The 17,403-nt window shown below is 68.4% G+C and carries 18 protein-coding genes; 14 read left to right on the forward strand and 4 right to left on the reverse strand.

Annotation, left to right across the window (positions count from 1 at the left end; genetic code table 11):
- Nucleotides 1-36 precede the first annotated feature (36 nt).
- Together G6N67_RS26200 and G6N67_RS26205 are read right to left on the reverse strand one after the other, a co-directional pair.
- The gene (locus G6N67_RS26200; RefSeq protein WP_051579094.1) at nt 37-1,617 is read right to left on the reverse strand and encodes a 1,4-alpha-glucan branching protein domain-containing protein; all 1,581 of its coding nucleotides are present in this window, start codon (nt 1,615-1,617) and stop codon (nt 37-39) included.
- 5 nt (nt 1,618-1,622) lie between these two features.
- A complete protein-coding gene (locus G6N67_RS26205) occupies nt 1,623-2,408 on the reverse strand; it encodes a class I SAM-dependent methyltransferase (protein WP_036436429.1) in 786 nt (261 codons plus the stop codon).
- A gap of 228 nt (nt 2,409-2,636) precedes the next feature.
- Here G6N67_RS26205 and G6N67_RS26210 point away from each other — a divergent pair, with 228 nt between their 5' ends.
- The 13 genes from G6N67_RS26210 to G6N67_RS26270 all read left to right on the forward strand — a co-directional run bounded on the left by G6N67_RS26210 (nt 2,637) and on the right by G6N67_RS26270 (nt 13,163).
- The gene (locus G6N67_RS26210; RefSeq protein WP_036436431.1) at nt 2,637-3,428 is read left to right on the forward strand and encodes an electron transfer flavoprotein subunit beta/FixA family protein; all 792 of its coding nucleotides are present in this window, start codon (nt 2,637-2,639) and stop codon (nt 3,426-3,428) included.
- Between the two features lie 34 nt (nt 3,429-3,462).
- Entirely contained in the window at nt 3,463-4,419 is a 957-nt protein-coding gene (locus G6N67_RS26215) for an electron transfer flavoprotein subunit alpha/FixB family protein (protein WP_036436433.1), read from the forward strand.
- A gap of 168 nt (nt 4,420-4,587) precedes the next feature.
- Nucleotides 4,588-5,331, forward strand: coding sequence for an SDR family oxidoreductase (locus G6N67_RS26220; protein WP_036436435.1), 744 nt, complete (start codon nt 4,588-4,590; stop codon nt 5,329-5,331).
- Nucleotide 5,332: 1 nt separating this feature from the next.
- Nucleotides 5,333-6,055 carry an SDR family NAD(P)-dependent oxidoreductase gene (locus G6N67_RS26225; RefSeq protein ID WP_036436437.1) on the forward strand — a complete coding sequence of 241 codons (723 nt, stop codon included), beginning with the start codon at nt 5,333-5,335 and terminating at the stop codon, nt 6,053-6,055.
- Nucleotides 6,056-6,071: 16 nt separating this feature from the next.
- Entirely contained in the window at nt 6,072-6,482 is a 411-nt protein-coding gene (locus G6N67_RS26230; RefSeq protein ID WP_036436438.1) for a cupin domain-containing protein, read from the forward strand.
- A complete protein-coding gene (locus G6N67_RS26235) occupies nt 6,482-7,141 on the forward strand; it encodes a nitroreductase (RefSeq protein WP_036436441.1) in 660 nt (219 codons plus the stop codon). The genes G6N67_RS26230 and G6N67_RS26235 overlap by 1 nt, the downstream gene beginning before the upstream one ends.
- Before the next feature lie 99 nt (nt 7,142-7,240).
- Nucleotides 7,241-8,080, forward strand: a complete 840-nt coding sequence (locus tag G6N67_RS26240; RefSeq protein ID WP_036436443.1) for a GNAT family N-acetyltransferase — start codon at nt 7,241-7,243, stop codon at nt 8,078-8,080.
- Nucleotides 8,077-8,919, forward strand: a complete 843-nt coding sequence (locus G6N67_RS26245) for a lysophospholipid acyltransferase family protein (protein ID WP_036436444.1) — start codon at nt 8,077-8,079, stop codon at nt 8,917-8,919. Before G6N67_RS26240 ends, G6N67_RS26245 begins: the two co-directional genes overlap by 4 nt.
- 47 nt (nt 8,920-8,966) lie before the next feature.
- On the forward strand, nt 8,967-10,187 hold the full coding sequence (locus tag G6N67_RS26250; protein WP_036436446.1) for a cysteine desulfurase family protein: 1,221 nt from the start codon (nt 8,967-8,969) through the stop codon (nt 10,185-10,187).
- The gene (mnmA, locus tag G6N67_RS26255; RefSeq protein WP_036436448.1) at nt 10,184-11,254 is read left to right on the forward strand and encodes a tRNA 2-thiouridine(34) synthase MnmA; all 1,071 of its coding nucleotides are present in this window, start codon (nt 10,184-10,186) and stop codon (nt 11,252-11,254) included. Before G6N67_RS26250 ends, mnmA begins: the two co-directional genes overlap by 4 nt.
- Entirely contained in the window at nt 11,251-12,264 is a 1,014-nt protein-coding gene (locus tag G6N67_RS26260; protein WP_036436450.1) for a methionine synthase, read from the forward strand. Before mnmA ends, G6N67_RS26260 begins: the two co-directional genes overlap by 4 nt.
- Before the next feature lie 72 nt (nt 12,265-12,336).
- Nucleotides 12,337-12,831, forward strand: a complete 495-nt coding sequence (locus tag G6N67_RS26265; RefSeq protein WP_036436451.1) for an SRPBCC family protein — start codon at nt 12,337-12,339, stop codon at nt 12,829-12,831.
- Nucleotides 12,828-13,163: an ArsR/SmtB family transcription factor gene (locus G6N67_RS26270; RefSeq protein WP_081812676.1), complete on the forward strand. Its 336-nt coding sequence runs from the start codon at nt 12,828-12,830 to the stop codon at nt 13,161-13,163. Before G6N67_RS26265 ends, G6N67_RS26270 begins: the two co-directional genes overlap by 4 nt.
- Nucleotides 13,164-13,187: 24 nt before the next feature.
- Here the strand turns inward: G6N67_RS26270 and G6N67_RS26275 are convergent, their stop codons facing one another.
- Nucleotides 13,188-14,765, reverse strand: a complete 1,578-nt coding sequence (locus G6N67_RS26275; RefSeq protein ID WP_036436453.1) for a 4-coumarate--CoA ligase family protein — start codon at nt 14,763-14,765, stop codon at nt 13,188-13,190.
- A complete protein-coding gene (locus G6N67_RS26280) occupies nt 14,762-15,172 on the reverse strand; it encodes an MmcQ/YjbR family DNA-binding protein (protein ID WP_036436455.1) in 411 nt (136 codons plus the stop codon). The genes G6N67_RS26275 and G6N67_RS26280 overlap by 4 nt, the downstream gene beginning before the upstream one ends.
- An 87-nt stretch (nt 15,173-15,259) precedes the next feature.
- Between G6N67_RS26280 and ligA the strand changes: the two genes are divergently transcribed.
- Nucleotides 15,260-17,338, forward strand: coding sequence for an NAD-dependent DNA ligase LigA (gene ligA / locus G6N67_RS26285; RefSeq protein WP_163642301.1), 2,079 nt, complete (start codon nt 15,260-15,262; stop codon nt 17,336-17,338).
- Nucleotides 17,339-17,403: the final 65 nt, after the last annotated feature.

A 17,403-nucleotide genomic window follows, 5' to 3' on the forward strand; every position in this document is an offset into this window, starting at 1 on the left:
GCACACAGCGCAGCGCGGTCGAGACGGGGTGATGTGTCATTTTGGCAGACGCCTGGCGTCGAGGCCACCGAACAGCCCGTCGGCCCGGTTCCAGCCGTCGGCCAGGCGCTGGGCCTGCTCGCGGCGTCCCGACGCCAGCGCGTCGGCGATCTCACGGGTGGCGTGCGCGTGCAGATGCGCGCGGTAGCGCGCGTAGTCGGCAGCGGAATCCTTGCTGACCATGAACGGCCAGTCGCTCGACACCGTCAGCAGGGTCTCGCGCAGGATCTGGTCGGCGACATGGTCGCGCGGTGTCGGCGAGCCGACCGAAGCGTTCTGGGTCAGTGCCTTGTCCACGGTGCTCAGCGCGGTGTCGACGACTTCGGCGTTGAGTTGCACCAGGTCGGCGACCTGTGCGCCGTTCCAGACCTGCCAGTCCTTGCCGGAACCCCATGAGCTGGGCGGCAACTCGACCGGGTCGCCGACGAATCCGGCGGCCTTGGCATCGGCCAGCGTGCCGACCCGGATTCCGGCCGCGGGCAGGGCCCGCAACACGCGCTCCAGCCACACCGGGCCCTCGTACCACCAATGCCCGAACAGTTCGGTGTCGAACGCGGCCACCACATGGGCGGGTCTGCCGATGCGTTCGGTCTCGCTCGTGAGTCTGCGCCGCACCACGGCGACGAAGTCGGCGACGTGGTCGTCGATGGCCCTGTCGGCGCGCTGGGGATCGTAGGGTGCTTTGTCCTCGGAAGCCACGTTGCGGCCCGTGACCCGGGCGGGCTTGAGACCGGTGGTGTGGTCGTAGGTGTGGAAGTCGCGATAGGCGGCATGGCCCGGGTAACCCGACTTGGGTGACCACACCCGGTAGCTGACCTGCAGGTCACGCCCGAACGCCACGACGTCGGAGTCGCCGACCGGACGGCCCAGTGCGGTGTCGCCGTGCAGTGAGGGACCGTCGACCATGAAGTGCCCGACGCCCGCTGCGGCGTAACCCGCCTCCATGCCGGGTGCATACGCGCACTCGGGCGCCCAGATGCCGGCGGGTGTGTGGGCGAAGCGCTGCCGGGCGTCGGCCAAGCCCTCGCGGAGGGCGAACTCGCGCAGGCGTGGGTTGAGCAACGGCTGGAACGGGTGCGCCAGTGGGCCGCCGAGCAGTTCGATGGTCTCGGCGTCGATCAGCTCGCGCAGCAGTGGGCTGGCACCGTGCCGCCACCGGGCGGTGAAATCCTCGATCGCCGCACCGGCTTCGGCGTGTTCGCGAATCCCGAACTCGCGCAGACCTTCCGGTTCGCGCAGCGTCGTCGCCTCCAACGCCCGCAGCTGCCAGTTGGCCAGCCAGTGGTGCATTCCGGTGAGGCAGTACGGGTCGTCGAGCTGTGCGGTGACGACGGGTGTCATCCCCAGGGTGATCAGGTGCGTGCGGTTCTCTGCGGCCAGGGTCCGCAGCACCCGGAACAGCGGCAGGTAGGCCGCCGACCACGACTGGTAGAGCCACTCCTCGCCCACGGGCCACCGGCCGTGGTGAGCCAGCCACGGCAGGTGCGTGTGCAGCACGAGGGTGAACAGCCCCGGTACGGGATCGGGGCTCGCCGGGTCGGGTTTCGGCGGGCAGGAGCCTAGCGACCCGGGGTCCAGCCCAGTCACGGCCGCACCGCGATCGCCACCAGATCGAGGCTGTCATCAATGTTGCGGAAGTTTGCCGGCGTGAGGTCGAAGTCGTCGGTGCGCACCGCGGCGACGTCGGCCAGCAACTGCTCGGGCCAGGGCGCCTCGGCGACCGCGCGGGCGACCTGCGCATCGATGATCGACCCGCCGTGGCGCGCGTCGAGCTCCGCGAGCCCGGCGCCGTGGAAGACACCGAGCATCGACTCGACGGTGAAGCCCGCGGCCTCCAGCAGCTCGGTCAGCTCGGCGGCGTTGAGTTCGCGGGTATGGAACGGATTGAGCGGTGTGTCGCGCCCGGGCGAGAAGGTGATGCGGTTGGGCGTGGACACCAGGAATGTCCCGCCGGGCCGCAGCACCCGGGCGCACTCGGCAACGAATTGTGCTTGGTCCCAGAGGTGTTCGATCACCTGGAAGTTGACCACGACGTCCACCGACGCATCCTCGAGAGGCAGCTCGGCAAGGTTGCCGTGCCGGATGTCGACCCGCGGATACCGGGCGCGCACGTGGGCGACCGTCGCCTCGTCGTAGTCGAGGCCGATGACGCGGTTGGCCACGTCGGCGATGAGATCGGCGCCGTAGCCCTCGCCGCAGCCGGCCTCCAGCACGTCGCGGCCGGCGCAGCGATCCGCGAGCCGTCGGTAGACCACCTCGTGGCGACGGAACCAGTAGTTTTCCTCGGCCAAGCCGGGAATGGTCCGTTCGCCGGTCAGGGGTAGGGCGGGGGATCGGGCACCGCCTGCGTCGTCCACAAATGCGCTCATTGGAAGGCAGGCTAACCCAGCCTTACCCGGGGTGAAGGTGTTGGTGGCGGATCGACCAACACTTCCCCCACCGCCCCGGTGTGATAGGGGAGACCGGAATACAAAGTCCGACCAGCTATGGTGATCCTGCGAACCACCGTAAGTTACCGACGAGTAACATGGTGCTAGTTACCAAGAACGTGATAGAGGCCGGCCCGTCGGCCTCATCGAGGAGGACGAACCAGAGTCATGACGAACATCGTGGTCCTGATCAAACAGGTCCCAGACACTTGGTCGGAGCGCAAGCTCACCGACGGCGATTTCACCCTCGACCGGGAAGCCGCCGATGCCGTGCTCGACGAGATCAACGAGCGCGCCGTCGAGGAAGCGCTGCTGATCAAGGAGCGTGAGGGTGGCGACAGCACGGTGACCGTGTTGACCGCGGGCCCGGAGCGGGCGACCGAGGCCATCCGCAAGGCGCTGTCGATGGGGGCCGACAAGGCCGTGCACCTCAAGGACGACGGCCTGCACGGGTCCGACGTCATCCAGACCGCGTGGGCGCTGGCCCGCGCGCTGGGCACCATCGAGGGCACCGAGCTGGTCATCGCCGGCAACGAGGCCACCGACGGTGTCGGTGGCGCGGTACCTGCGGTCATCGCCGAGTACCTGGGCCTGCCGCAGCTCACCCATGTCCGCAAGCTCAACGTCGAAGACGGCAAGGTCACCGCCGAGCGTGAGACCGACGAGGGTGTGTTCACCCTTGAGGCCCCGCTGCCGGCCGTGGTCAGCGTCAACGAGAAGATCAACGAGCCCCGCTTCCCGTCCTTCAAAGGCATCATGGCCGCCAAGAAGAAGGAAGTCACTGTGCTCACGCTCGCCGAGATCGGCGTCGAGGCCGACGAGGTCGGTGTCGCCAACGCCGGGTCGAAGGTGCTGTCGTCGACCCCGAAGCCGCCGAAGACCGCTGGTGAGAAGGTCACCGACGAGGGTGACGGCGGTACCAAGGTCGCCGAATACCTGGTCGCCCAGAAACTCATCTAGACACCTACTTCCCCAAAGGACATAGCGAGAACTCATGGCTGAAGTACTTGTGCTCGTCGAGCACGCAGATGGCGCATTGAAGAAGGTCAGCGCCGAACTGATCACCGCGGCCCGCGTGCTGGGTGAGCCGTCCGCCGTCGTGGTGGGCAAGCCGGGCACCGGCGCGGCGCTGACCGACGGACTCAAGGCCGCCGGTGCGGCCAAGATCTACGTCGCCGAGTCCGACGACGTCGAGAACTACCTCATCACCCCGGTCGTCGACGTGCTGGCCGGGCTGGCCGAGTCGGCGGCGCCCGCCGGTGTCTTGATCGCCGCGAGCGCCGACGGCAAGGAGATCGCCGGCCGGCTGGCCGCGCGCATCGGGTCGGGCCTGCTGGTCGACGTCGTGGACGTCAAGGAGGGTGCGGTGGGTGTCCACAGCATCTTCGGTGGCGCGTTCACCGTCGAGGCCCAGGTCACGAGCGACACCCCGGTCATCACGGTGCGTCCCGGCTCGATCGAGGCCAGCCCGGCCGACGGTGCCGGCGAGGTCGTCAATGTCGAGGTTCCGGCCCAGGCCGAGAACGCGACCAAGATCACCAAGCGTGAGCCTGCGGTGGCCGGTGATCGTCCGGAGCTCACCGAGGCCACGGTCGTGGTCGCCGGTGGCCGCGGCGTCGGCAGCGCGGAGAACTTCTCCGTGGTCGAGGAACTGGCGGACTCGCTCGGTGGCGCCGTCGGCGCCTCGCGTGCCGCGGTCGATTCGGGCTACTACCCGGGTCAGTTCCAGGTGGGCCAGACCGGCAAGACCGTGTCGCCGCAGCTGTACATCGCGCTGGGCATCTCCGGGGCGATCCAGCACCGGGCCGGTATGCAGACGTCCAAGACCATCGTCGCGGTGAACAAGGACGAAGAGGCGCCGATCTTCGAGATCGCCGACCTCGGCATCGTGGGCGACCTGTTCAAGGTCACGCCGCAGCTGACCGAGGCCATCAAGGCCCGCAAGGGATAAGTTCCCGCGCAAGCACACGCGAAGGCACCCCCAAAACGGGAGTTTTGGGGGTGCCTTTGTCATGTGCCCGGCATACCGGGTTGGAGACTACGGACTTTCCAGGGTTCGGTTCTCGGCGTGCGGTGCCAGTGTTGATGCCGTCAGCACGTTGAGAAAGGTATTCGCACAATGAAAATCACAGTCATCGGTGCCAGCGGCCAGATCGGTTCGCGGGTGGTGCGGTTGCTCACCGAGGCCGGGCACGACGTGGTGGCGGCCTCCCTTTCCACGGGTGCCGACGTCCTCACCGGTGAGGGCCTGGGCGAAGCACTCAGCGGTGCCGAGATCCTCGTCGACGTCGTCAATTCACCCTCGTTCGAGGACGGCCCCGTGATGGACTTCTTCACGAGATCGGCGAGCAACTTGGTGGCTGCCGCCAAGGAGACCGGCGTCGGCCATTACGTCGCGCTGTCCATCGTGGGAACCGACGGCTTGCCGGACAGCGGCTACATGCGGGCCAAGGTGGCTCAGGAAAAGATCATCACCGAATCCGGACTGCCGTACACGATCGTGCGCGCCACGCAGTTCCAGCAGTTCGCCGAGGCCATCACCGCGTCGTTGGTGGTGGGTGACGAGGTGCGCGTCCCGGATGCACGGATTCAGCTGATCGCAGTCGACGACGTCGCCGCCGAGGTGGCCAAGGCCGCTCAGGCCGCTCCGCGCAACGGCATCATCAACATCGGTGGGCCCGAGAAGCTCTCGTTCGCCGACATGGCGCGTGCGGTACTGGCGGCCAAGGGTGACGACAAGCCGGTCATCGTCGACCCGCAGGCCACGTACTTCGGCACCGCGGTCGACGACAACAGCCTGGTCACGGGCGACGACGGAATCCTCGGTGAGATCCGGTTCGCCGACTTCATGGCGGCTCGCTGAGATGGAGTTGCAGGGTCAGCGTGCCGTCGTCACCGGCGGCACCGCAGGCATCGGGCTGGAGGTTGCGCGGCTTCTTGCCCGCGAGGGCGCCGAGGTGATCATCACCGGGCGCAACGGCGAACGGGGCCGGGCCGCGGCCGCTGAACTGGGTGCCTCTGTCACGTTCGTCGCCGCCGACATGGCGGACATCGACTCGGTGAAAACCCTTGCCGCGCAATGCGGTGATGTCGACATCATCGTCAACAACGCCGCCAGTTTCCCCGGCGCGCTGACGGTGAACCAGGACATCGCATCGTTCGAGACCACGTTCGACACCAACGTCCGCGGTGCGTATTTCCTGGTCGCTGCCCTGGTGCCGGGCATGCTGCGCCGAGGCAGCGGCAGCATCGTCAACGTCACCACCATGGTCGCGTCGAAGGGTGTCCCCGGGGCATCGACCTACAGCGCGTCCAAGGCGGCCCTGGAGTCGATGACCCGTACCTGGGCCGTCGAGTTCGGACCGCGCGGCGTACGGGTCAACAGTGTCGCTCCGGGCCCGACCGCGACGGAAGGCGTTGCCGCCGAATGGGGCGACACCAACGAGGAACTCGGTCGCGCACTACCGCTGGGCCGGACGGCCAACCCGGCCGAGATCGCCGAAGCCGTACTGTTTTTCGCCTCGCCCCGGTCGAGTTTCATCACCGGTTCCACCCTGCATGCCGACGGCGGCGGCGCCGCGGCCTGAACCATAGGAGTCAGCAATGCCTGTTTCACCGGAGCGCGAAAAGGCGCTTCACGACGCGATGACTGTGCTCGCGAGCGTCACACCGCCGTTCATTCCGCCCAATGCCGAGGTGATGACGACCGTGATCGAGTGGCCTGCCGGGTCGCCGGGGGCACCGCCACACCGCCATCCGGCCGGGCCCGCGTTCGGCTACGTGCTGGAGGGCGAGATGCTCTTCGAGCTGGAAGGCGAAGCGCCTCGCGTGATCAAGGCAGGCGAAGCGTTCTGGGAGCCCGGTGGTGACGTCATCCACTACTCGGACGCCAACAACCGTGAAGACGTCCCGTTGCGATTCCTGGTAAACATGCTCTGTGTGCCAGGTGAACCGATGCTCGTGATCGTCGAGGACGAGGAACTCGAGGCCCGTAAGGATCGCCGGGTGGCCTGATGGGTGAGTTCGCAGACGTCGTCCGGACGCGTCGCTCTTCGCGGATGTTCTTGGCGGACAAGCCGGTTCCGCGAGAACTGCTCGACGAGGCGCTCGAGTTGGCGATCCGGGCGCCGTCGAACTCCAACACTCAGCCGTGGCACGTCTTCTTCGCGACAGGCGAGCGCCGTGCCCGGCTGGTGGAGGCGCTGCTCGCGGCGGTGCAGGCGGCGCCGCCGGCGATAGGTTCGGCCGGCCTGCCACCGCGGTTCGCCCACCTGCGCAGGGAGAGCGGAGCTTTGGTGTACGGCGCGATGGGCATCGCGCGCGACGACGCCGATGCGCGATGGGCGGCCCAGCTGCGCAACTGGGAGTTCTTTCACGCCCCGGTCGCCGGCGTGGTGTGCATGCATCGCGATTTCACCAACGTCGATGCGCTGGGAGTGGGGATGTTCCTGCAGACCCTGTTGCTGGCGTTGAACGAACGGGGAATCGGCAGTTGCGTACAGGTGTCGATTTCGTTCTATCCGGACGTGCTGCGTGAACACCTCGGCATCCCCGACGACCTGACGGTCCTGTGCGGGGTGTCGATCGGCTATCCCGACCCCGATTTTCCCGCCAATCACCTGGACACACCGCGCAATCCGGTCGGCGAGAACGTCGTGTTCCTCGACGATTGACGGTTCGACGGCGGTCGGCCACATTTCGTCACCTAGCGCTCACGGACATGTCACGCGGGCGATGCCGTCCGGAGACCCAACTGGGCGACCGTGCTGGCTATGAGCACTTCATCTGTACTCATCGCCGCTGATCGCTCGATCCCCGCGTCGGCGGACACACCGCGCTACACCCTGTTGCTGTCCACCGATTCCGATCACATCGTCGAGGCGCAACGCCTCCGTCATCAGGTGTTCACCGCCGAGCCCGGATTCGCGCTTGCCGGGGCTGCGGACGGCCTGGATGCCGACCGGTTCGATCAGTTCTGCGATCACCTGCTGGTCCGTGAGGACGGCACCGGTGAACTGGTGGGGTGCTACCGCATGTTGCCGCCGCCCGGTGCGATCGCCGCGGGCGGGCTCTACACGGCCACCGAGTTCGATGTGCGCGGTCTGGACGCGCTGCGGCCCTCCCTGGTCGAGATGGGGCGGGCCGTGGTCCGCGCCGATCACCGCAACGGCGGCGTGGTGTTGCTGATGTGGGCGGGCATCCTGGCCTACCTGGACCGCTGCGGCTACGACTACGTGTCCGGCTGCGTCTCCGTGCCGGTCGCCGGCAACGCCGACGGCCCGCCCGGCACCCAGATCCGTGGCGTGCGCGACTTCGTCCGGCGCAGGCACGCCGCGCCGAGCGAGTACACGGTTTTCCCGTACCGGCCGGTGGTGCTCGACGGCAGGGGACTCGACGACATCGACCCGCCGTCGCGGACCACGGTGCCCCCGCTAATGCGCGGTTACCTGCGGCTCGGGGCCAAGGTGTGCGGCGAGCCCGCGCACGATCCCGACTTCGGCGTCGGCGACTTCCCGGCGCTTCTGGACAAGCGCCAGGCCGACGTGCGGTATCTGAACCGGCTGCGCTCGGTGTCGGCCGCGGCCGACATGGCTGACGGGATGGGCTCGTGAGCAACCCCAGCTGTGAACACTCGTGGTTGCCGCGCGCGTCGTGCGACGCGAGCTGCGTGCACGCGGGCGGTGCCGAAACCGGCCGGCGTCCCGTGGTCTGGGTGCGTACGACGGTCCGCGTCGCGATGGCGATGGTCCTGGCCCCCGGACTGCCGCTGCTGGCCGTGCCTCTGCCCGGCCGCTCGCACCTGCAGCGGGTCTACTGCCGGCTGATGCTGCGATGCCTCGGCGTGCGGATCACCGTGTCAGGCGGCCCGATCCGCAACCTGAGCGGCGTGCTGGTGGTCAGCGGGCACGTGTCGTGGCTCGACATCTTCAGCATCGGCGCGGTGCTGCCGGGATCCTTCGTGGCACGCGCCGATCTCATCGAGTGGCCCGCGCTGGGACGGCTTGCCCGCATCATGAAGGTCATCCCGATCGACCGGGGGAGCCTGCGCCGGCTGCCCGCGGTGGTGAACACGGTCGCCGAGCGGCTCAGGGCCGGGCACACCGTGGTGGCGTTCCCGGAGGGCACCACGTGGTGCGGGCTGGCATACGGCCCGTTCCGGCCGGCGATGTTCCAGGCCGCGGTGGATGCCGGGCGCCCCGTGCAGCCGCTGCGGCTGAACTACCGGCATCGCGACGGCCGCCCCTCGACCGTTCCGGCCTTCGTCGGCGACGACACCCTGCTCGAATCGGTGCGTCGCGTCATCACCGCACGTCGGACCGTCTGCCACATCCATGTCGGGTCGCTTCAGCTGCCCGGCGAGGACCGGCGCGATCTGGCCGCACGCTGCGAGGCAGCGGTGCGCGGCGAGCAGGTGCTGCCGGTGGCACCCGCGCACGCATTGGCCGCCTGACCAGCCAGTCGGGGGATGGGCCGGACGGCGGCTATCCTAGGAGGGTTATGGCCTCCATCCCGACCTCATCCTCAGGCGGGCCGGTCTATCTCGATCACGCCGCCACCACCCCGATGCACCCTGCTGCCATCGAGGCGATGACCGCTGCACTGGCCACCGTCGGCAACGCATCCTCACTGCACGGTTCCGGCCGGCTGGCGCGTCGCCGCATGGAGGAGGCCCGCGAGACGCTGGCCCACCTGCTCGGCGCCCGACCGTCCGAGGTGATCCTCACCGCGGGCGGCACCGAGAGCGACAACCTCGCCGTGAAGGGCATTTACTGGGCCCGTCACGACGCCGAGCCTGCGCGGCGCAGGATCATCACCACCGGCGTCGAGCATCATGCTGTGCTCGACGCCGTGCAGTGGCTCGTCGAGCACGAGGACGCCGAGGTGACCTGGTTGCCGGTGGACGCCACCGGCGCGGTGTCGCCCGACACGCTGCGGGCCGCACTGCAGGCAGGCGCCGACGACGTCGCGCTGGTCAGCGTCATGTGGGCCAACAACGAGGTCGGCACCGTCATGCCGATCGCCGAGTTGACGGCCGTCGCGGCCGAGTTCGGCATCCCGATGCACAGTGACGCGGTCCAGGCAGTCGGCAACGTTCCGGTCGATTTTGCCGCGAGCGGCCTGGCGGCCATGAGCGTCACGGCCCACAAGTTCGGCGGTCCGACCGGTGTGGGCGCGCTGCTGCTGCGCCGCGACACGGCGTGTGTGCCGCTGTTGCACGGCGGCGGTCAGGAACGTGACGTGCGTTCCGGGACGCCAGATGTGGCAGGCGCGGTCGCGATGGCCGCTGCCGCGCAGGTGGCCGTCGACGGTCTGGCCGACCACAGTGCCCGTGTGCGGGCCCTGCGCGACCGGCTGATCGACGGGGTGCTGGCCCAGATCGACGATGTGCAGCTCAACGGTGCCCGTGGCGACGGCAGGTTGCCCGGCAACAGCCACTTCACTTTCCGTGGTTGTGAAGGTGATTCGCTGCTGATGCTGCTCGACGCCAAGGGCGTCGAATGCTCGACGGGCTCGGCCTGCACGGCCGGGGTGGCCCAGGCGTCGCATGTGTTGATCGCGATGGGTGCCGACCCGGCCACCGCGCGCGGGTCTTTGAGACTTTCGCTCGGCCACACCAGCACCGACGCCGACGTCGACGCCGTCCTGCAGGTGCTGCCCGCCGCGGTCGAGCGGGCCAGGCAGGCCGCTCTCGCGAGTTCGGGGACGTCTCGGACATGAGGGTTCTGGTTGCGATGAGCGGCGGCGTGGATTCGTCGGTGGCCGCTGCCCGGATGGTCGACGCCGGTCACGACGTCGTCGGTGTCCACCTGGCCCTGTCCACGGCGCCGGGCACGTTACGCACCGGCTCGCGGGGCTGCTGCTCGAAGGAAGACGCAGGCGATGCCCGCCGGGTCGCCGACATTCTCGACATCCCGTTCTATGTATGGGATTTCGCGGACCGGTTCGCCGACGACGTGATCGACGACTTCGTCGAGTCGTATGCGCGTGGGGAGACCCCGAATCCGTGTGTGCGCTGCAACGAGCGGATCAAGTTCTCGGCGCTGTCCGCCCGCGCACTCGCCCTCGGTTTCGACGCGGTCGCCACCGGGCACTATGCGCGGCTGGCCGATGGCCGGCTGCGACGTGCGGTCGACGCCGACAAGGACCAGTCCTACGTGCTGGGTGTGCTTACCGCAGAACAGCTTCGGCACGCGCTGTTCCCGATCGGCGACACCCCCAAGCCGCAGATCCGGGCCGAGGCCGCCGAGCGCGGCCTCGCGGTCGCGCAGAAGCCCGACAGCCACGACATCTGCTTCATCCCGTCCGGGGACACCAAGGCGTTCCTCGGCGCGCGCATCGGTGTGCGGCCCGGCGCGGTCGTCGACGCCAGCGGCACCGTGCTCGCCGAACACGACGGTGTGCACGGGTTCACCATCGGCCAGCGCAAGGGGCTGGGCATCGCCGGCCCTGGTGCCGACGGCCGGCCCCGCTACGTGACCGCGATCGACGCCGAAACCGGCACCGTGCGGGTCGGCCCGGCCGAGGATCTCGAGGTGTCCGAGCTCTTCGGCGAGACACCGATCTTCACCAGCGGCGTTCCGCTGCGCGGTCCTGTCGAGTGCCAGATTCAGGTGCGTGCACACGGCGGCATCACCGACGCGGTCGCCGAGTTGCGGGACGGACGGCTGGCGGTGTCGTTGCGGTCGCCGCTGCGCGGCGTGGCGCCGGGTCAGACCATGGTGCTCTACCGTCCCGATCAGGACGGTGACGAGGTCATCGCCAGCGCGACCATCGCACGCGCGTGAGTGTTTTCGCCACCGCGACCGGTATCGGTTCGTGGCCGGGTACCACAGCGCGTCAGGCCGCGGAGGTCGTGGTCGGCGAGCTGCACGGACTGAGCCACCTCGTGGAACTGCCCGCTCGCGGGATCGGCGCCGACATGATCGGCCGGACGGGTGCGCTTCTGGTCGACATCGGCATCGACACCGTGCCGCGTGGATACCGCATCGCCGCCGGTCGGCGCAGCTCTGCACTGCGCAGGGCCGTGAGCCTGCTCGGTGAGGACATCGACGCGCTCGAAGAGGCTTGGGAGCGGGCCGGGTTGCGAGGCAGCGGCCGTGCGGTCAAGGTGCAGTCGGCCGGGCCGATCACGCTGGCCGCCCAACTCGAGCTCCCCGGCGGCCACCGGGCCATCACCGATCGCGGTGCGCTGCGCGACCTGGCCGCGTCGCTGGCCGAGGGGCTGTCGGTGCACCGGGCCGAGGTCGCGCGCCGGCTGGGCACCACGGTGGTCGTGCAACTGGACGAGCCGTCGTTGCCGGCTGCCCTCGAGGGCCGCCTGACCGGGGTCACGAGCCTGACGCCGGTGCACCCGGTCGACGAGCCGTTGGCGATGAGCCTGATCGACGAGTGCGCCGCCGCGGCCGGATCGGAGCTCGCGGTGCACTGCTGCGCGCCGGGCCTGCCGTGGAAAGCGCTGTTGCGCAGCGCGGTTCAGGCCATCTCGGTGGACCCGGGCACGCTCACGCCTGCGGATCTGGACGGCATCGGGGAATTCGTCGAATCGGGCCGCACAGTTCTGCTCGGTGTGGTGCCCGCGGCGGCGCCAGAGCGCAGGCCTGCGGTGGAAGAGGTGGCCAAGGCGGCCGCCCAGATCACCGATCGCCTCGGTTTCGCACGTTCGGTGCTGCGCGAGCGGATCGGTATCACGCCGGCGTGTGGGCTGGCCGGCGCCACTGGGGCGTGGGCACAGGCAGCGTACGAACTGGCGCAGAAGGCCGCCGACGGGTTCGCCGTCGACCCCGAAGGCATCTGAAAAAAAGAGCAACCAAAAGGTTGCGCTTCGATCGGTACGCCGCTACGCTGAGAAGCAACTGAAAGGTTGCATATGAGTACTGATCGGATCGAAAAAGAAGTTCTCCTGCGTGCCTCGCTCGAGCGGGTCTGGCGTGCGATCAGCGATTCGGAGGAATTCGGCCGCTGGTTCGGCGTCCGCTTCGACGGACCGTTTGTCGCAGGGCAATCCGTCAACGGTGTGATGACGCCGACCGAGGTCGACGAGGAGGTCGCGGCGGCCCAGCAGCCGTACGCCGGGGAGGCCGACAAATGGCACATCGTCGCGGTGGAGCCGCCGCACCGGCTGGCCTACCGCTGGCATCCGTACGCCGTCGACCCCGGCACCGACTATTCGGCCGAGCCGACGACATTGGTCGAGTTCACGCTTACCGAGAAGCCCGACGGCGTGCTACTGCGGATCGTCGAATCGGGCTTCGATGCGATCCCCGCCGAGCGGCGCGTGTCGGCGTTCGAGGCCAACAGCGAGGGCTGGGCCGCCCAGACCGAGCTGGTGCGCAAGTACCTCGCGCTCGGCGAGCCGGTGTGACCACCGCCGGTTTGACCGAGACGCCGTCCTCGGTCTTCGACGCGCTCGGCGACCCCAACCGGTTGCGCATCGTCACGCGGCTCTGCGATGGCGGACCCTGTTCGACAATGCAACTGACGCAAGTGATTCCGGTGACGCGTCAGGCCGCGACCAAGCATCTGCTGCTACTGGAGGCGGTGGGTTTGGTGACCAGTGACCGCAAAGGCCGCGAACGCATCTGGCGCATCCAGCCGGAACCCCTGGTGCAGGCCGGCGATTACCTGACCGCGCTGTCGCGGCGGTGGGACCGTGCCATCGACCGGTTGCGTGCGTTCGTGGAGGAACCGGAGTAGACAGCCGGAACTGCGTACCGGGCGCTACGAACGCGAACGCAACTCGCGCCGCAGGATCTTGCCGGCCGCCGACTTCGGCACCGCGTCGATGAACTCGACCTGACGCACCTTCTTGTACGGCGCGACCTGACCGGCGACGAACTCCATGACCTCGTCGCCGGTCAGCTCCGCTCCGGATTGCTTGACCACGAACGCCTTCGGGATCTCCTCGCCCGTCTCGCTGTCGGGTACGCCGATCACCGCGGCATCGGCTATGCCCGGGTGGGTCAACAACACCGACTCCAGCTCGGCGGGCGGTACCTGGTAACCCTTGTACTTGATGAGCTCCTTGAGGCGGTCGACGATGTAGACGCACCCGGTGGCGTCCACCTTCGCGAGATCGCCGGTGTGCAGGAAACCGTCGGAGTCGATGGTCTCGCGCGTCGCCTCGTCGTTGTTGAGGTAACCGGCCATCACGTTGGGGCCTCTGAACCACAGCTCGCCGGTCTCACTCAAACCTTCTGCGGGAACGCCGATTTCGGCGCCCGTGTCGGGGTCGACGAGCTTGCTCTCGGCGTTGGGCACCGTCCAGCCGCACGAGTCCAAGGGCGCGACCGAACCGATCGTGGCCAGGCCGCCGTCGGTCGGGGTGATATGGCTGACCGGGCTCAGCTCACTCATTCCGTAGCCCTGAACGACGTTGCAGCCCAACCGGTTGGACACCGCATGGCCGAGCTCGGCGTCCAGCGAGGCCGCACCGGACATGATGCCCTTGAGCGAGGACAGGTCGTAGGAATCGACCAGCGGATGCTTGGCCAGCGCGACGGCCACCGGGGGAGCGATGTATGCGTACGTGCACCTGTGGGTCGCGATGTTGTCCAGGAACTCGGCCAGGTCGAACGACGGCATGATGACGAGCTTCGCGCGTGCGTGCAGCGCGGCGTTGAGCAGCACCGTCATCCCGTAGATGTGAAAGAACGGCAGAACCGCCAGCAGCCGGTCGTCGGCGTGCATGCCCTGCAGCGGCCGGATCTGCGCGACGTTGGCGGTCAGGTTGCCGTGGGTGAGCATGACGCCCTTGGGATTTGCCGTCGTCCCCGAGCTGTACGGCAGCACCGCGAGGTGCGTGGCCGGGTCGAAACTCACGTCGGGTGCCGGATGGCCGTCGGGCAGACCGGCGCCGTCGAGCACCACCACCTGCTCCTCGGTCAGCCCAGCGGCCGCGGCGCCCTCGCGGGCCTGCGGCAGCAGCGCGTTCACCGTCAGCAGCAGACGCGCTTTGGAATCGGTCAGCTGCTTGGCGATGTCCTTGGCGGTGAACAGGGCATTGACGGTGGTGGCCGTCGCGCCCGAGCGCAAGATGCCGTGGAACGCGATCGCGAATGCGGAACTGTTCGGCGAGAACAGTGCCACCACATCCCCGACACCGATGCCGCGCGCGGCCAGCGCACCGGCGAACGCATCGACGCGGCCCACCATTTCGGCGTAAGTGGTTTCCGTGCCCGTCTTGGCGTCGACGAGTGCCACCCGATCGGCGTCGTCGGCGCCGAGGTCGGCGAACAGGTAGTCGTAGACACTGACCGCCGGAATCCGGATATCGGCAAAGGGGCTCGCGAAACTCATGGTTCCTCCAGTCGGCGTTCGTCGAGTTGCTTGATGAGCTTGCGGGGCGCCACGAGCCGGAACGAGGCGTCGACCAGCTCCGTCACCTCGTCCCAATCCACTTCGGCCGCAGTGAAATCCAGTCCCAACCACCCGAACGGCCCCATATAGGCCGGGAAGAAGAACCGCTTGTCCTGCTCCAGTGCGCGGCGGTCACTGTCGTCGACCTTGACCAGCAGCGAGTACGGATACGGGACCATGCCTTCGGTGGACTTGACGTTGCCCCCGTACATCGCGAACATCTTCGGCGCGCAAAACACGGGCCTGCCCCACGAGACTTTCTCGAAGGCCTCGGGGAAGTCCAGTGCGATGCTGCGGAGCTCGGCCAGGCCCTGATCATCGTCGTGGAACATGATCGGATGCGGCATGCCGCCAACCCTAACCAAAGCCGTCCGGAACTCCGCCGACACCGCCAACGCTGTTTGCCTGTCGGTGCCCTCGGCTACCCTGCGGGGGTGACCTCGAGCGACGTGGAAGACGCTGACCTGCGGCGACGTTGGCAAGAACTGGCCGACCAGGTGCGTGAACACCAGTTCCGCTACTACGTGAGGGACGCGCCGATCATCTCCGACGCGGAGTTCGACACGATGCTGCGCCAACTGCAGGCGCTCGAAGAGGCCCATCCCGAACTGTTGACGCCGGATTCTCCGACCCAGCTGGTGGGGGGCGCGGGCTTCGCGACCGACTTCACGCCCGCCGAGCACCTCGAACGCATGCTGTCACTGGACAACGTGTTCGACTCCGACGAGTTGTCGGCGTGGGCGGCCAGGATCAGTGGTGAGACGGGCGACGCCGCGCACTATCTGTGCGAGCTCAAGATCGACGGCGTCGCGCTCGCACTCGTCTACCGCAACGGCCGGTTGGAGCGCGCCGCGACCCGCGGCGACGGGCGCGTCGGCGAGGACGTCACGCTCAACGCCCGCACCATCGACGACATCCCCGAGCGCCTCACCCCCTCCGACGAATTCCCCATACCCGCCGTGCTGGAAGTGCGCGGTGAGGTGTTCTTCCGGGTCGCCGACTTCGAGGAGCTCAACGCCGGACTGGTCGCCGAGGGCAAACCGCCCTTCGCCAATCCGCGCAACAGTGCGGCGGGCTCGCTGCGGCAGAAGAACCCGGCGGTGACGGCCCGGCGCAAGTTGCGGATGATCTGCCACGGGTTGGGACGGATGGAAGGCGACGGCGGATCGAGCTTCAAGACCCTGCACGACGCGTACCGCGCGCTGGGGCAGTGGGGGCTGCCGGTGTCGACGCACACCACCAGGGTGTCCGGGGTCGCCGCGGTCGCCGAGCGGATCGCGTACTGGGGCGAGCACCGTCACGACGTCGACCACGAAATCGACGGACTTGTGGTCAAAGTCGACGAGGTGGCCCTACAACGCAGGCTGGGTTCGACGTCGCGTGCCCCGCGCTGGGCGGTGGCCTACAAGTATCCGCCCGAGGAGGCCACCACCAAGCTGCTCGACATCAGGGTCAGTGTGGGCCGCACCGGTCGGGTCACGCCGTTCGCCTACATGGAACCGGTCAAGGTGGCCGGATCGACGGTCGGCCTCGCGACCCTGCACAACGCCACCGAGGTCAAGCGCAAGGGTGTGCTCATCGGCGACACCGTCGTGATCCGCAAGGCCGGCGATGTCATCCCCGAGGTGCTCGGCCCTGTCGTGGACCTCAGGGACGGGACCGAACGTGAATTCGTCATGCCCACAAACTGTCCCGAATGCGGCACCCGCCTGGCACCGGCGAAAGAGGGCGATGCCGACATCCGTTGCCCCAACACCAGGAGCTGCCCGGCGCAGTTGCGGGAGCGCGTGTTTCACGTCGCGGGCCGGGGCGCGTTCGACATCGAGGGGTTGGGGTACGAGGCCGCGACGGCGCTGCTGGCCGGCGGGGTGATCACCGACGAGGGCGATCTGTTCACCCTGACCGCCGAGGATCTCTTGCGCACCGAGCTGTTCACTACCAAGGCCGGCGAGTTGTCCGCGAACGGCAAGCGCCTGCTGGCCAACCTCGGCAAGGCCAAGGCCCAACCGCTGTGGCGGGTTCTGGTCGCGTTGTCCATCCGCCACGTCGGGCCTACCGCGGCGCGGGCCCTGGCCACCGAGTTCGGCAGCCTGGACGCCATCGTCGAGGCGTCGGAGGAACAACTCGCCGCGGTCGAGGGGGTCGGGCCGACCATCGCCGCGGCGGTGGTGGAGTGGTTCACCGTCGACTGGCACCGCGCGATCGTCGACAAGTGGCGTGCCGCGGGCGTACGGATGGCCGACGAACGCGACGCGACCGTCGAGCGCACGCTGGAAGGCCTGTCGATCGTGGTCACCGGGTCGCTGCCCGGATTCTCGCGCGACGAGGCCAAGGAGGCCATCATCGCCCGGGGTGGCAAAGCCGCGAGCTCGGTGTCCAAGAAGACGGCGTTCGTGGTGGCGGGCGACGCCCCCGGATCGAAATACGACAAGGCCGTGGAACTGGGCGTACCGATTCTCGACGAGGACGGTTTCCGGCAACTGCTCGCCGAGGGGCCACCGGCCGCGGACTGACGATCAGATCCGCTGTTTGTCGTTGCGCTGCGGGTGCGGCGATGTTGCTGGGGCGGGCTCTCCGG

The sequence above is a fragment of the Mycolicibacterium mageritense genome (genome assembly GCF_010727475.1).
GTDB classification, from domain to species: Bacteria; Actinomycetota; Actinomycetes; order Mycobacteriales; family Mycobacteriaceae; genus Mycobacterium; species Mycobacterium mageritense.

Excerpts from the sequence above, each read along its gene's own strand:
- G6N67_RS26205 (WP_036436429.1), bottom strand. The coding sequence starts at position 2,408 with ATGAGCGCATTTGTGGACGACGCAGGCGGTGCCCGATCCCCCGCCCTA.
- G6N67_RS26210 (WP_036436431.1), top strand. The coding sequence starts at position 2,637 with ATGACGAACATCGTGGTCCTGATCAAACAGGTCCCAGACACTTGGTCG.
- G6N67_RS26215 (WP_036436433.1), top strand. The coding sequence starts at position 3,463 with ATGGCTGAAGTACTTGTGCTCGTCGAGCACGCAGATGGCGCATTGAAG.
- G6N67_RS26220 (WP_036436435.1), top strand. The coding sequence starts at position 4,588 with ATGAAAATCACAGTCATCGGTGCCAGCGGCCAGATCGGTTCGCGGGTG.
- G6N67_RS26225 (WP_036436437.1), top strand. The coding sequence starts at position 5,333 with ATGGAGTTGCAGGGTCAGCGTGCCGTCGTCACCGGCGGCACCGCAGGC.
- G6N67_RS26230 (WP_036436438.1), top strand. The coding sequence starts at position 6,072 with ATGCCTGTTTCACCGGAGCGCGAAAAGGCGCTTCACGACGCGATGACT.
- G6N67_RS26235 (WP_036436441.1), top strand. The coding sequence starts at position 6,482 with ATGGGTGAGTTCGCAGACGTCGTCCGGACGCGTCGCTCTTCGCGGATG.
- G6N67_RS26240 (WP_036436443.1), top strand. The coding sequence starts at position 7,241 with ATGAGCACTTCATCTGTACTCATCGCCGCTGATCGCTCGATCCCCGCG.
- G6N67_RS26250 (WP_036436446.1), top strand. The coding sequence starts at position 8,967 with ATGGCCTCCATCCCGACCTCATCCTCAGGCGGGCCGGTCTATCTCGAT.
- mnmA (WP_036436448.1), top strand. The coding sequence starts at position 10,184 with ATGAGGGTTCTGGTTGCGATGAGCGGCGGCGTGGATTCGTCGGTGGCC.
- G6N67_RS26265 (WP_036436451.1), top strand. The coding sequence starts at position 12,337 with ATGAGTACTGATCGGATCGAAAAAGAAGTTCTCCTGCGTGCCTCGCTC.
- G6N67_RS26275 (WP_036436453.1), bottom strand. The coding sequence starts at position 14,765 with ATGAGTTTCGCGAGCCCCTTTGCCGATATCCGGATTCCGGCGGTCAGT.
- G6N67_RS26280 (WP_036436455.1), bottom strand. The coding sequence starts at position 15,172 with ATGCCGCATCCGATCATGTTCCACGACGATGATCAGGGCCTGGCCGAG.